This window comes from Agrobacterium sp. 33MFTa1.1 (genome assembly GCF_004328495.1).
Classification (GTDB): Bacteria; Pseudomonadota; Alphaproteobacteria; order Rhizobiales; family Rhizobiaceae; genus Agrobacterium; species Agrobacterium pusense.
Genome location: NZ_CP036358.1, coordinates 1,111,225 through 1,124,988 on the forward strand (window position 1 = coordinate 1,111,225; position 13,764 = coordinate 1,124,988).

Here is a 13,764-nt window from a genome sequence, read left to right on the forward strand (position 1 = left end):
GCGTGGCAATCTACCGTCGCCGCTTCACGGTTCTCGGATGCGCCTCGTCACCCGGCGTGCCGCGCATTAACGGCGACTGGGGCGCCTGCGACCCCGATAATCCGAAGAACCGGCGCACTCGTGCGGCCTTCATGGTGGAACAGATCGGTCCTGATGGCGGCAAAACGACCGTTGTGATCGATACTGGTCCTGATTTTCGCGAGCAGATGATCGCCGCGAAGGTGGAAGCTATCGATGCCGTTCTCTACACCCATGCTCATGCCGACCATCTGCATGGCATTGACGATCTGCGCATCTATTTCGCACTCCAGAAAAGCCGCGTCCCGATCTATGCCGATCCCATTACCATGGCGCGCATCCGCGATGGTTTTGCCTATTGTCTCGAGACGCCGGCGGGCAGCAATTATCCACCGATTGTCCGGCCTTATCTGATTGCCGATATCAACGAGCCGGTTGTTATTGATGGAGCAGGAGGACCAATCGCCTTTGGGGTGCATATGCAACAGCATGGGGACGTCCATTCTTTGGGTTTCCGCATTGGTGATGTGGCCTATTGCACCGATGTCAGCGATTTTCCGGCCGAAAGCCTGCCGAAACTCGCCGGACTTGAGGTGCTCATCATCGACGCCCTGCAATATCGCTACCACCCCAGCCATCTATCACTCGAACAGGCGCTCGGCTGGATCGAAACACTGGCACCCAAAAGGGCGATCTTGACCCACATGCATATTCCGCTCGATTATGAGACGGTGATGCATGAAACGCCTGATCATGTTGAACCGGCTTATGATCAGATGCGTTTCGAAATTGAGATCGATCTCGAAGCCGCCTGACGCCGCCTGAAAAGGAACAGCATGTCGACTAAGCCTTTCCGTGCACCGAGTATGGCGAGCTTCTTCGACAATCTGCGCGCCAGCCGCCTGCGCGCCATGTTTCGACGCGGCGAACTCGGCCTCGTCGCGCTTGCCGTGCTCATCGGCATCGCAGCCGGCCTGCTGGTGGCGTTGATCGGCGCTTTGAGCACGGCATTGCATGTGCTCGTCTTTGGCGTCGAACGTCTGAGCAGCAGCGATCTTTCCGGACAGATCGTGCTGGTGGGGCCGATCATGGGCGGTGTCCTGCTTGGGCTGATCATCTTCATCCTCTCCAAAACCCGCAAAAAGCCGATGGTCGACCCCATCGAGGCAAATGCGCTGCATGGTGGCCGCCTGTCGCTCACGGACAGCATCATTGTCTGCGTGCAGAACATCGTTTCCAACGGTTTTGGCGCATCTGTCGGGCTTGAGGCGGGCTACACGCAGATTGCCAGCGGCGTCGCATCGAAGATCGGCATCAAGCTGAAACTGAGGCGAGGGGACATGCGCATCCTCGTTGGCTGCGGCGCCGCGGGCGCCATCGCGGCCGCCTTCAACGCGCCTCTGACTGGCGCATTTTACGCCATCGAACTCATCATCGGCACCTATACAGTCGTCACGCTCGCCCCGCTGATCGTTTCGGCGCTGGTGGCGACAACCGTTATCGGCCTGATTGGCGGCCATGGCCTTTCCATCGATATCGTCGATGCCAGCCGCGTGACGCCCGCCGATTACGTGCCGGCTATTTTCCTTGGGGTTGTGTGCGCGGCAATCGGTATCGTGCTCATGCAGGCGGTGTCCTTCATTGAGGAGACGGCGCGCAAAAGCGCTATTCCTGGCTGGCTGCGTCCTACGCTTGGCGGCATCGTTGTCGGTGGGCTGGCGTTGATTTCACCGCAGGTTCTCTCGAGCGGCCATGGAGCCTTGCATCTCAACATCGATGCCGACCTGACGATCTACGGGCTTGCAGGATTGTTCCTGTTGAAGGCGGCGGCCAGCGCGATCTCGATAGGTTCGAATTTCCGCGGCGGCCTGTTTTTCGCCTCGCTGTTCATGGGATCGCTGCTCGGCAAGATTTTCGCCCTCTGCGCGCCCTATATCGGCTATGGCTCGACAGCGCCGATCGTCTACGCCGTGATCGGCATGAGCGCCTTTGCCGCCGCCATCATCGGTGGTCCGCTGACAATGACATTTCTGGCGCTGGAACTAACCGGCGACTTCCAGATTACGGCGCTGGTGCTTGCCGCCGTCATCACCACATCGCTGGTGGTGCGCACCACATTCGGCTACTCCTTCGCCACCTGGCGTTTTCACCTGCGCGGTGAGAGCATTCGCAGCGCCCATGACATCGGCTGGATCCGCGACCTGACGGTGGGCAAGATGATGCGCGCTGACATCCGCAAGGCCAATGTCAGCATGGGGCTTCCGGCCTTCAAGGAGAAGTTCCCGCTCGGTTCAACGCAGCGGGTCATCATGACCCACGATGACGGGCGTTATGCCGGGATCGTTCTCGTGCCGGAAATCTATGCCGATCCGATGGATCGCGACCCAAGCAAGATCAGCCTCGAGACCTATCTGCACTACAAGAACGACGTATTGCTGCCGACCATGAATGCACGGCAAGCGGCGGCAGCCTTTGACGCGGCGGAAAGCGAAGCACTCGTCGTCGTCAACGACAAGATCGAAAATCGTCCCGTTGGCCTGCTTACCGAAAGTCACACGCTGAGACGCTACAGTGAAGAGCTCGATCTGCGACGCCGAGAGGCATCAGGAGAGTTATGATCGACCTAGATATGGATCTTTCAATGCGACAAGCGGCGCTTTTCAATGATGAGGGCAACGGCGCTGCGATCTGACAGCTTACGGCATTCCCGGTAATTCAGCACAAAAAGTTCCATAATCTATCTTATGCGATTACTGTATGTAGCCGCAAAGTTAAAGTGTCCTGATCCTGCAAAGTTGGAATGTCACACTCCCCGGGTCTGATTAGCATCTGGGAGATTGCGGATGGGATTGATTACGATGAGCGAGCGCGACCTGCAAAGAATCGAGGTGCTGTCCAAAGTCGTGGATGGCCGCATGAGCATTGTTGCAGCAGCCCATGTACTGGCGATCAGCACGCGCCACGTCCAAAGGTTGGTCGATCGAATTGAGCATACCGGCGCTGGCTCGATCAGACATAAAGCGATCGGTCGACCGTCCAACAATAAAATAGCCAGCGGCGTCCGTGATTACGTTTTGATGCTGGTGCGTGAACGCTACCTTGATTTCGGACCTACGTTCGCGGCCGAGAAGCTTCAGGAAGAGCATGGTGTCACAGTCTCGCGTGAGACGCTGCGTAAATGGATGCAGGATGCCGGCATATGGCTTTCGAGAAAGCAGCGGCGAACGTTTCATCAGCCGCGGTTGCGGCGTGAGGCCTATGGCGAGTTGGTGCAGATCGACGGGTCGGAGCATCGCTGGTTCGAGGATCGTGGTCCGGCATGCTCTCTATTGGTATTCGTTGACGACGCTACCGGTAAGCTGATGCAGCTCCGGTTTGTTCGATCTGAGAGCGCCTTTACCTATTTCGAGGCATTGGCGCTTTACCTCAAAGAGCATGGCGCACCGATTGCCTTCTATTCCGACAAGCATTCGGTCTTTCGGGTGGCAAAGAAAGACCCCAAGGGCGGCCAAGGCATGACGCAGTTCGGCCGCGCTCTATCAGAGCTGCACATCGAGATCCTCTGCGCCAATTCCAGCCAGGCCAAGGGCCGTGTCGAGCGCATGAACCGAACGCTTCAAGATCGACTCGTCAAAGAATTACGGCTGGCCAAGATCAGCGGCATGGAAGCTGGGAATGCCTTCCTGCCGACATTCATCTCCCAATATAATGATCGTTTTGCGGTGGCCCCTGCCCGTTCCAACAACCTTCATCGACCTGTCGACATGACAGCAAGCAGGTTGAAGGATGTTCTCTGCAAGCGTGAGGAGAGATATGTCGGCGCGCAGCTGACATTCTCTTACGAACGTAAACGCATCATACTCGAAGATAACGACGTCACGCGCGGCTTAGTCGGAAAGTATGTCGAGACATACGCTTACGCTGATGGTCGACTGGATATTCGATGGAAAGGTCACTCGTTGCCTTACAAGATCTTCGACAAGGACCAGCGCGTGAGCCATGCGGCTGTGGTCGAGAACAAGCGTCTCGGCGAGGTACTGGCCTACATCAAAGAGCAGCAAGATCAATGCCACGCAGCTGCGCCAAAGACCAACAGCGAGAAGATCGGCTACAAGCCGAGAGGTCGCAAGCCTGGTCCACGGACGGATTTCATGAATGATCCGGATGTGATTGCCAAGCGTGCTCGAACTTTGGCGCGAATGGATGCGGCTGAATGAAGTCCGCTACCGACCCATTGCAGACACGGAACCATGTCTGTACCGTCAAGTCACTATGAGCAACCTGTCTTATCAAATCCTCCCCAATCACGAAGACAACACTTACGAAGTGCGGTTTATCGTTGATGGTGAGGACTGGATTGGAAAAGACCACCTGGGTCTCGATCCTCCCGACCTTGTTCGCCAGCTTACCGAAGGACACGAAGGTAACCTTACCATAGGCCGCTGCGGTTGCGGTTGTATGGGATGCGATGATCTCAGCGTCGACGTCAGGAGGACGGCGACGTCAGTGGAGTGGTCATCTCACAACCGGACGACTGTCGTTTTCGAAGCGGAACACTATGACCATCAGGTCTGCATGCTGAGCAAGGATTATACTTGGGAACCCCTCAACAGGACCGTCGAGCGCCACCTTGAAGCGATGTTCTCGAGCAAAGTGACGGACGATGGCTATGGGTACGATTGGGCTTCCACAAGGATCAAGCCCGGCGTTATCAAAATGAGCGTTACGAAAGATTCCCATCAGAAACTGCTGGAGTTCTCGTGGGACGGAGAAACAATCGAAAGCGCACTAACGCGTGGCAGGCAGTTCTTGCAGGAGCGCTTCGACGACTGATTTTCCAGACCGCTAATGGCGCAAAGCAGCCGAGACGCTGAGGAAGCTAAAGCCGAAGGGGTGTTCCATCACCCGCCCCCTCCCTACCCTTGCAACCCGGCCCAGCCGGTCCGGTCGGGGGCTGATCTGCAGCGCCAGTGTCGTATTTCTAACGGGCTGGCAGAGCGACAGATGACATCTTAACTTTGCGCAATGCGCGACATTTCAACCTTGCCGCCACATTGTATGCGCGCTGGCGGGTTCGAGAATGACGTCAACCTGTAAATGTTCCTATGGGTTGTCTCCTGCAAGGCACATTCAGTGAAACACGCCTGTCCCAATACCGGCATGGATGAGAGAAGCCAGATCGCTCGCTGGCATAAATGGCCCCTCGTCTAATCACACAGAACCTTTAAAACTCGCTGATGGAACGCTTCTTGTGAAACCTCAGCGGCAGGCCCTTCGATCCATTCCAAATCGAGATGCAGTTTTCCTGCAGGAACCATTTGCTGTGCGATCTCAGCCGGTGTGGTTTCGTCGCTGGTTCCGTTCTCCCAGTCCTGAAAGGCTGATGAGTATCGAACGACCGCTCCACTGGTCGGCAAATCGAGCAACCCTCCCTCAGCAAAAAACGTCAGGCCGTCGCCCATTTCTTCCCCGACGAGCTTGAGCCTGCGTCCCAGACGATGTTTGAGAATGGCCACAAATACTGTCGCTGCAGAAAACGTGCACTTATCGACAAGCACAACAACCTGCCTGCCTGCGTTTTCAGAGATGGCGTCGATCAAGGGCATAGTTTGAAGAAAATCGCCACCGGTGTTTCCGCGAACATCAATCAAGAGTTTGTTGTTCCCGCAGGTTCTCACGCGCTCCGCTGCAGCGGCGATGGCTTTCGGCAGCGCACTTTCGCTTGGGTCGAAGAAACTCGGCAATAATATTGAAAGCCCAAACTCCTGCCGGTCCTCAATCTCCACAAATGCCCGAGGTTTCCAGGCCGGGTCAGCCTTGCCATGCTCGTTTCTCGGGTAGAGCATCGATGCCGGAACGGTAAGCCGGTTCTCCACTTTCAGGTCGGTGATCTGCGCATTCTCGCCTTTCAGGCGATATTCAGTGCTACTCTCTTTTGAAGAAAACCCGAGATGAGCCAATGCATATGGCCATGCGAGGAGAATCGGTCCGATCACCCGTTTCCGCTGGCGCGTTCCCGCCAGAAATTTCCCTGCGGCGGCTTCAATCTGACCAAGGGGTATGCCGTTGACTGCTATCAGCTCCCCTCTTGGGACAGTTGTTTCCAGTGCCGTGTCAGTTAACTGCACCCCCGTTCCAACGCTTACAAACCTCAGCGGGAGCACCGAAATGGAATCGTTCGGGATCAACCGTGTGTGTCCATTGTCGGGAAGCGCAAGCAGGCGCATCGCGGAAAACAGAAAGGCCTCTTTGGAGCCCTCCAAAGCGTATCGTCGGGTATCATAAATGCAGCGGTCTATCATCGCCGGTTCGATGCGCCGAAAGCTGGGATCGATTGGCAGGACAGTGTCCAGAATTTTCTCGAGGTCTTGCATCAGCGACATGATCCACGATGCGCACAGCTCTCTGTCGATGTCCAGATTGGGCTTGAGCCAGACCTTCCCCTCTCCCCGTAAAATGCATTTCTGCTATGAGTTTAATATTAGCCGACAAGCCATTGTATTTATTATAAATAGTCCAAAGATGAAAACTTGGTCGTCTTTTCTATGAGGGACTCCATCTGCCGCCGTTTATCTGTTATTGCTTCGTAGCGAAGAGCATTGGCGCATCGAGGTAGACTTTGCCTAAGTAAATACCGGTCTCAATCCAGTTTCACCCTGTGCGGATAGCCACCGGCTATTGGCCGCATGATCATGTTCATCGGGTGGTGGCAAGAGACCGGTCTGGCATTGTTACAATGTGCCCTGCGCAGCTTTGCTGTTTCAGCTCTTCACCACTCCAGAACACCGCCACGCCGTTCCCGCATGGGTTTTCTCCTGCACCATCTTGGTGGACTTCCGAATGGAAGACCAACCGACTATGTGCAATATATTTCGGGTCCAGTGGACCGTTACACCCAGAACCGCGCCGCAGCCCTGGATTGCCTGCAGCGGATGCGGAGAAGCGAGGCCATTTCAGCCGAGCGGCAAGATCCGCCTCAATGCCAATGGCCGCAAGCTGGATGCCTGGCTCATATACAGATGCCGGATATGCGACAGGAGCTGGAACCGGCCGATCTTTGAGCGGCGGACTATTCGCGACATCAGCCCTTCTGTTCTCGAGGCGCTGCAGAACAATGACCCGCAATGGATAAGGTTGGAAACGTTCAATCTCGAGGCGTTGAGACGCAGATCGCCGCGCGTCGACGAGTTTCCCGAATTCGATATCGTGAAACAGATACGGGATGAACCTCCCGATTGGGCCGTGGCGGAAATTGATCTCATCGTTCCGTTCCAGACCGGTATACGCCTCGACCGCCTGCTGGCGTCTGAGCTCGGGCTCTCGCGGTCGCTTCTACAAAGGCTTCAGCGCGGCGGCCGGATTCGCACGCACGGCGACGCCTCCGATCCATGGCGACGCCAGGTGAAAAACGGCACGCGGATCGTGATCGAGCGGTGCGATGGCCTCGATCCGGTATGTTTGTGGAAATCTGTCACGGCGGAGTGCTAGCGCACAGCGAGGGCCTGAAGTTCGGGCCCTCGCGATGTGCACCAATCAGTTCGATGCGGCTTTGAAAACCGCCAGCTGATCGGCAAATGCGCGTCGATAGCCGGGACGCGCCTCGCCTCTCGCCACATAGGCTGCAAGGTTCGCATATTCATCGAGAATGCCCGAGCTTTTTATCCGTTGCAGCACCGATATCATCAACAGGTCGCCGGCGCTGAACGCGCCGTCGAGCCACTCGCCCTCACCCAGTCGCTGGGACAGTTCGCCAAGTCGCTTGCGAATACGTTCATCGACGATCTCCAGGCGTTCACGATGCCAGCTCTTGTCCCTTTCGACAAAACCGGCGACAAAATGCTCGACTATCGGCGGTTCCACGGTGCTGAGCGCCGCAAACATCCACATGATCGCGCGCGCCCGCGCGTTCGCTTCCCGCGGCAACAGGCCGGCGTGGCGCTCGGCTATGTGGAATATTATCGCACCGGATTCGAACAGGACGAGATCGCCCTCCTCATAGGTCGGGATCTGCCCGAAGGGCTGAAGTGCAAGATGCCCTTGCTCCCGCATCGCCTTGAAGGAAAGAAGGCGAACCTCGTACGGTTGCCCCACTTCCTCCAGTGCCCAGCGGACACGCATGTCGCGGGCAAGACCCTTGCCGCCATCGGGCGAGCGTTCAAAGGCGGTAATGGTGATTGTCATTGCTGTTCTCCATCACTCCCCCATGCAAAATTGCCCCCCGCAATTCTGTTACCTGGCGTTGTGTCACAATAGGCGCCGGAATGAGCGAAAACAACGCATCGTGTTGTCGGCACACGCTAAAGGGCTGGCCATTTCACGCAAAAACTCTAAGCTCCTGCGCTGGAGACGGATTGCCGCACCATCAGTTTTCAGTTCAAATGATTAGGGAGAAAGCACCAGATGAGCCTGCGTATCAACGATATAGCGCCCGACTTCACCGCCGAGACCACCCATGGTCCGATAAGCTTTCACGACTGGATTGGCGATGGCTGGGCGGTCCTGTTTTCGCATCCGAAGAATTTTACGCCGGTCTGCACCACCGAACTCGGCGCCATGGGCGGCCTGCAGCCGGAATTCGAAAAGCGCGGTGTGAAGATCATCGGTATCTCGGTCGATCCCGTCGAAAGCCATGAAAAATGGAAGAACGACATCCGCGCCGCCACTGGCTTCAATGTCGATTATCCACTGATCGGCGACAAGGACCTGAAGGTCGCGAAGCTTTACGACATGCTGCCGGCCGGCGCCGGCGACAGCTCGGAAGGCCGCACACCGGCCGATAACGCCACCGTACGCTCGGTCTTCGTCATCGGTCCTGACAAGAAGATCAAGCTGGTCCTCACCTACCCCATGACCACCGGCCGCAACTTCGAGGAAATTCTCCGCGCCATCGATTCCATCCAGCTGACCTCGAAACACCAGGTGGCGACGCCAGCCAACTGGAAGCAAGGCGAAGACGTCATCATTACCGCCGCCGTCTCCAATGAGGATGCGATTGCGCGTTTTGGTTCCTATGACACGGTTCTTCCCTATCTGCGCAAGACGAAGCAGCCGGGCTGATTTGAAGCCTGATGGGGCGGCGAACATCATCGCCCCATCATCGCAATTCTCATGGCTTTATGATCCCGCCATGATAGTCGAGCCGGTACGCCTCGAAATGTCCGAGATAAATGCGCTCGACGCCGGTGAACGACTGGAATTCGCCTGCATTCGTGTCGACATAGACCAAATTCTCCACCGGGTGCGTGAAGCCGCCCAGAAACCGCCCTTCCCGATAGAGCGTGGAAAGCGAACGTTGAATGACCATGCCGGCCGTTGTGGCGTCGATCATATCGGGCCGGAGGATGCGGCCGTGATAATTCATCGCCCACATGGCTGTCCCCTGGTGCCAGACGACCTCTTGACCGATGAAATCGGTTCCGCCGAAATAGCTGTCGATATAGTGCCAGTCCCCGTCGCGATAGCCGAGATCATGCGATCCCGTGCGAGTGGGCGTGGCGGATTTGTTGCCCCCGCCAACATATGTGGCGGACTTGGCCCTCACTATGAACTCTTCCAGCATGAAACCCTCTTGGGAAAGAACATAAGGGGAACATAATTCATTTCCGGATCCTTCGCAAGCGCCACGCCCTGCCCTTGCCTCGCCCGCGATTTACCAATCGCGGGCTTGGTAATCGCAGCATTTGCGCTTAGAAGCGTGGCAGAACGATCCAAAAGAGTGTCCATGCAGCAAAATCCGCAAATCTACGTCGATGCCGATGCCTGTCCAGTGAAGCCGGAAATCCTCAGGGTCGCGGAGCGGCATGGGCTGGAGGTAACATTTGTTGCCAATTCGGGTCTGCGCCCGTCCCGCGACCCCATGGTCAGAAATGTCATTGTTTCCGCCGGTTTCGACGCGGCGGACGACTGGATTGCCGATCATGCCGGCGAGAACGATATCGTCGTTACCGCCGATGTGCCGCTGGCCGGGCGCTGTGTTGCCAAAGGCGCACTGGTGACGGGTCCGACGGGCCGCGTTTTCGACCAGTCGAATATCGGCATGGCAACGGCGATGCGAGACCTTGGTGCACATCTGCGCGAAACCGGTGAAAGCAAGGGCTATAATGCCGCTTTTTCGCCACGCGATCGATCCGCTTTTCTGGAGACGCTTGACCGTTTTTGCCGCCGTGTCAAAAAGTGATGCCGCAAGCAGAAAGGCCCAGCCCATGACCCCGGCCAGTTCCAACAGCAATACCTATCGCCGCCATCAACCTTTTTTCATCGCCGTTCTTGTCGGGGCTTCCGGCCTCGGTATTGCATTGGCTCTCGCGCCTTCCGTGGCAATAGAAATCGCGGCAGTTTCTTTCTTCCTGACCTATCTGACGCTGGTTGCCTTTCGTCTTTCCAAATTGACGGCGCAGCATCTGAAAGCCCATGCCGACAGCGACGATCTCCCCGCAATTGCCATCATCGCCGTGACGCTGCTGGCAGTGACCGTCGCCGTGGTGTCCCTTTTTCAGGCGCTAAACCATACTGGTGAAACCGTCTGGACGCTGGTCATCGCTTTCGCCTCGGTGATTTTCGGCTGGTTGACCATCCACACCATGACGGCCCTGCACTACGCGCATCTTTACTGGCGTCCGCACACGGTCGACGGCAAGCGCCAGCATCGCGGCGGCATGGACTTCCCCGCGACCAAAGAGCCCTGCGGTTACGACTTTCTCTATTTCGCCGTGGTGATCGGCATGACGGCGCAGACCTCGGACGTGGGTGTGACCACGACCGCCATGCGCAAGGTCACGTTGCTGCACTCCATCGTCTCTTTCTTCTTCAACACGGTTCTGGTAGCGGCAGCCGTCAATGCCGCAGTCTCGCTTGCCGGTTGAACCGGGATTTTTTCAAAGGAATGGCTTCATGAACATTATTTCGCAAAATACGGCCTTTGGTGGCATGCAGGGCGTATTTTCCCATGTATCCGAGACCCTGAAATGCGAGATGACCTTTGCGGTTTACGTACCGCCGAAGGCAATCCACGAGCCATGCCCCGTACTGTGGTATCTCTCCGGCCTCACCTGCACCCACGCCAATGTCATGGAGAAGGGCGAATATCGCCGCATGGCTTCCGAACTTGGTCTTATCGTCGTGTGCCCCGACACCAGTCCGCGCGGCAATGACGTACCGGATGAACTGACCAACTGGCAGATGGGCAAAGGCGCGGGATTTTATCTCGACGCGACCGAGGAACCCTGGTCGGAGCACTACCGGATGTACAGCTACGTGACGGAGGAGTTGCCTGCACTGGTCGGCCAGCATTTCCGCGCCGATATGAGCCGTCAGGGCATTTTCGGCCACTCCATGGGCGGCCACGGCGCGATGACCATCGCCCTGAAAAACCCCGAACGGTTCAAAAGCTGCTCCGCTTTCGCGCCGATCGTGGCTCCCTCCTCCGCTGACTGGTCGGAACCGGCGCTGGAAAAATATCTGGGACCGGACCGGGCAGCATGGCGTCAATACGACGCCTGCTCACTGGTGGAGGACGGTGCGCGCTTTCCCGAATTCCTGATCGATCAGGGCAAGGCCGATAGTTTCCTGGAAAAGGGCCTGCGGCCATGGCTGTTCGAAGAGGCGGTCAAAGGCACGGATATCGGCCTGACGCTGCGCCTGCACGACCGCTACGATCACTCCTATTATTTCATCTCCACCTTCATGGACGATCATCTGAAATGGCATGCCGAACGGCTCGGATAAGCCGCAAACACAAAGCGGGCGGCGCCTGCGAACGCCGCCCCTTTAGGCCGACCGCACCTTACGGGATGCGGGCGATCACCTTGATCTCGAAATCGAAGCCCGCAAGCCAGTTGACGCCGACGGCGGTCCAGTTCGGATAAGGCTGTTTGCTGAAAATCTCCTGCTTAACGGCCATGATCGTCCCGAACTGGTTCTGCGGGTCGGTATGGAACGTCGTCACGTCGACAATATCGTCGAACGTGCATCCCGCGGCCTTGAGCGTGGCCGCGAGATTTTCGAAAGCAAGCCGAACCTGACGCTCAAAGTCGGGTTCGGGCGTTCCGTCGGCACGGCTGCCGACCTGGCCGGAAACGAAAAGAAGGTCACCCGACCGAATTGCCGCGGAGTAACCGTGCTGTTCGTAAAGCGCGTGCCGGTCTGCGGGAAAAATTGCCTCGCGTTTGCTCATCTTGCATCTCTCTTTTTGGCTGAGTGGCGTCGGAAGAAAAACTCCGGACGCCCAATTCACATACGTTGCGTATGTGAGATAGTAACCTACACGACGCATGTCAATTGAGATACGTGACGTATGTGAATATCGAGACGCACTTTGTCAAAGCAGAAGATGGTTTCCGGCGATGGCGCGCGGATGACTGCCGCAGTCCCGCTCACGCCTTTGGTCCAATCTATGGAAACAGCGCCGTCGCCAGCGTGGTCGGACCCGGCCGGTTCAATCTGAATTCGCGGATCACCCGCTCGGCAACGCCATAAGCAAGCTCCTGCTCTAAAGCCTCGTCATCGAAGCTTACGACGGTGGCGGTGAATTTGGCTTCGGCGATCACCTCGCCCGTGGCCACGGCGGCGGCCCGCACGATGACCTTGGCGGAGGCCTTTTCACCGAAAAGGAAGGGACCGCGTGTGACGGATGCAAGGCGGATGGTCAGCACCACGCGCGGTCGGGTCTCTCCCCGTGCTGTGGTCTTGATCGCATTCTGAACCTGCGCATGAATGGACTGCATCAGCGCCGGCGCCACATCCGGTCGTGCTGCAACAAACGCGCCGCGCACGTCGTAAAGCAGCCGATCGGCATTGGTCGCTTCCGGTTCAAGCCTGAAAGACATGAGCATGAAACACGCCAGCACAATGATGCCAAGGCGTTTCAGCGTGGTTGTCATGATCTGTGGCTCCCCTTACGTGAGGTAGCCTGATGATCGTCGATCAGGGTTAGAAAAGCGTTAAGATGCGCTCGTCAGAGACTCCAGAACATTGACCGCGGCACGCATGTCGATGAGACGGACGGCCCGGCGATCCAGCGCCTCCTCATCCTCACCCCATTGTTCCGCAGTCCAGTCTTCATCCAGATGGGCAAGCGCCCAGGCTTCCTCAAGCGTCAGCTCTCCTTCCGCCAGCGCCAGCGCCAGAATGGCAGACCCTGTCAGCGACGTCATGGTGTGGAGTGCCGCGAGCGCGATCGGTGTATCGTATTTTTTCAGCGTCACTGCAAAGGCGGCGATGGCCTCCCGCGGCTGGTCGCGATGCATGACTCCCTCCACCAGAATGAAGCGCGCGCCAAGTACATTGGCCGCCCAGTCGAGCACGGGATCCCAATGGTCCGTCTGGCGCGCGACCAACGCTTCCGGTTCACCAGCGCGGTAGCAGAGGAGATCGGAGGAGGAAAACCGCAATATATCTTCGAAAACCGCCTGCGTATCATTGGCGACGCCGTCGATGGCCGTGTTCACGTGGCGCGACACCGGCATGACAACCGGATTGACGACCTCGGTCTGGGCGTCCCATTCATCGCGAAGCAATTCCGCGAGCGACCTCGACGGCACGACCAAAGGCTTCTTGGCGGGGGTGCGCAACGGCTTACCGTCGAGAAGGATGGTGAAGCCTTCCTCCGCCGCCTCGCCGACCGTCACATCCTTGTAGAACCGCTTGGGCAGCGGTTTCTGCATCTGGATCTGCGCGCGCAAGATCGGATCGGGGTGGCTCAGGCCTTCCGAAAGGTCGTTCAGGAGATCACGCATGGCACATCCTCAT

General features: G+C 57.4%; 15 protein-coding genes. 9 read left to right on the plus strand and 6 right to left on the minus strand.

All coding sequences use genetic code 11. From position 1 onward, the window contains the following. The first annotated feature begins 2 nt into the window (after window positions 1-2). The 4 genes from EYD00_RS05610 to EYD00_RS05625 all read left to right on the plus strand — a co-directional run bounded on the left by EYD00_RS05610 (window position 3) and on the right by EYD00_RS05625 (window position 4,851). Window positions 3-833 (plus strand): MBL fold metallo-hydrolase, encoded by an 831-nt coding sequence (locus tag EYD00_RS05610; protein WP_004441765.1) that lies wholly within the window; start codon window positions 3-5, stop codon window positions 831-833. A 21-nt stretch (window positions 834-854) separates the two neighbouring features. Continuing rightward, window positions 855-2,636: a chloride channel protein gene (locus EYD00_RS05615; RefSeq protein ID WP_004441767.1), complete on the plus strand. Its 1,782-nt coding sequence runs from the start codon at window positions 855-857 to the stop codon at window positions 2,634-2,636. A gap of 225 nt (window positions 2,637-2,861) precedes the next feature. Beyond that, complete coding sequence (locus tag EYD00_RS05620; RefSeq protein WP_131258787.1) at window positions 2,862-4,235, plus strand: ISNCY family transposase; 1,374 nt, start codon at window positions 2,862-2,864, stop codon at window positions 4,233-4,235. A 55-nt stretch (window positions 4,236-4,290) separates the two neighbouring features. Further along, window positions 4,291-4,851 (plus strand): hypothetical protein, encoded by a 561-nt coding sequence (locus EYD00_RS05625; RefSeq protein ID WP_034498899.1) that lies wholly within the window; start codon window positions 4,291-4,293, stop codon window positions 4,849-4,851. A 374-nt stretch (window positions 4,852-5,225) separates the two neighbouring features. Here the strand turns inward: EYD00_RS05625 and EYD00_RS05630 are convergent, their stop codons facing one another. Beyond that, entirely contained in the window at window positions 5,226-6,392 is a 1,167-nt protein-coding gene (locus EYD00_RS05630; RefSeq protein WP_004441770.1) for a S41 family peptidase, read from the minus strand. A gap of 484 nt (window positions 6,393-6,876) precedes the next feature. Here EYD00_RS05630 and EYD00_RS05635 point away from each other — a divergent pair, with 484 nt between their 5' ends. Further along, entirely contained in the window at window positions 6,877-7,506 is a 630-nt protein-coding gene (locus tag EYD00_RS05635) for a DUF1062 domain-containing protein (protein ID WP_034498902.1), read from the plus strand. A gap of 45 nt (window positions 7,507-7,551) precedes the next feature. Here the strand turns inward: EYD00_RS05635 and EYD00_RS05640 are convergent, their stop codons facing one another. Beyond that, the gene (locus EYD00_RS05640) at window positions 7,552-8,199 is read right to left on the minus strand and encodes a glutathione S-transferase family protein (RefSeq protein WP_004441774.1); all 648 of its coding nucleotides are present in this window, start codon (window positions 8,197-8,199) and stop codon (window positions 7,552-7,554) included. Window positions 8,200-8,418: 219 nt separating this feature from the next. Here EYD00_RS05640 and EYD00_RS05645 point away from each other — a divergent pair, with 219 nt between their 5' ends. Then, window positions 8,419-9,075, plus strand: coding sequence for a peroxiredoxin (locus EYD00_RS05645; RefSeq protein WP_004441776.1), 657 nt, complete (start codon window positions 8,419-8,421; stop codon window positions 9,073-9,075). A 49-nt stretch (window positions 9,076-9,124) separates the two neighbouring features. Here the strand turns inward: EYD00_RS05645 and EYD00_RS05650 are convergent, their stop codons facing one another. Beyond that, window positions 9,125-9,577, minus strand: coding sequence for a DUF5680 domain-containing protein (locus EYD00_RS05650; RefSeq protein WP_004441778.1), 453 nt, complete (start codon window positions 9,575-9,577; stop codon window positions 9,125-9,127). A gap of 162 nt (window positions 9,578-9,739) precedes the next feature. Here EYD00_RS05650 and EYD00_RS05655 point away from each other — a divergent pair, with 162 nt between their 5' ends. The 3 genes from EYD00_RS05655 to fghA are packed head-to-tail and all read left to right on the plus strand — an operon-like array spanning window position 9,740 to window position 11,742. Next, complete coding sequence (locus EYD00_RS05655; protein WP_004441780.1) at window positions 9,740-10,195, plus strand: YaiI/YqxD family protein; 456 nt, start codon at window positions 9,740-9,742, stop codon at window positions 10,193-10,195. A 25-nt stretch (window positions 10,196-10,220) separates the two neighbouring features. Beyond that, entirely contained in the window at window positions 10,221-10,880 is a 660-nt protein-coding gene (locus tag EYD00_RS05660; protein ID WP_004441782.1) for a DUF1345 domain-containing protein, read from the plus strand. A gap of 28 nt (window positions 10,881-10,908) precedes the next feature. Continuing rightward, on the plus strand, window positions 10,909-11,742 hold the full coding sequence (gene fghA, locus EYD00_RS05665) for an S-formylglutathione hydrolase (RefSeq protein WP_004441784.1): 834 nt from the start codon (window positions 10,909-10,911) through the stop codon (window positions 11,740-11,742). A gap of 58 nt (window positions 11,743-11,800) precedes the next feature. On the opposite strand, the gene EYD00_RS05670 is transcribed toward fghA, so the two are convergent. The 3 genes from EYD00_RS05670 to EYD00_RS05680 all read right to left on the minus strand — a co-directional run bounded on the left by EYD00_RS05670 (window position 11,801) and on the right by EYD00_RS05680 (window position 13,751). Continuing rightward, window positions 11,801-12,190, minus strand: a complete 390-nt coding sequence (locus tag EYD00_RS05670; RefSeq protein WP_004441786.1) for a RidA family protein — start codon at window positions 12,188-12,190, stop codon at window positions 11,801-11,803. Window positions 12,191-12,407: 217 nt separating this feature from the next. Continuing rightward, entirely contained in the window at window positions 12,408-12,896 is a 489-nt protein-coding gene (locus EYD00_RS05675) for a hypothetical protein (RefSeq protein ID WP_004441793.1), read from the minus strand. Window positions 12,897-12,956: 60 nt separating this feature from the next. Beyond that, window positions 12,957-13,751 (minus strand): ATP12 family chaperone protein, encoded by a 795-nt coding sequence (locus EYD00_RS05680; RefSeq protein WP_004441795.1) that lies wholly within the window; start codon window positions 13,749-13,751, stop codon window positions 12,957-12,959. Window positions 13,752-13,764 lie beyond the last annotated feature (13 nt).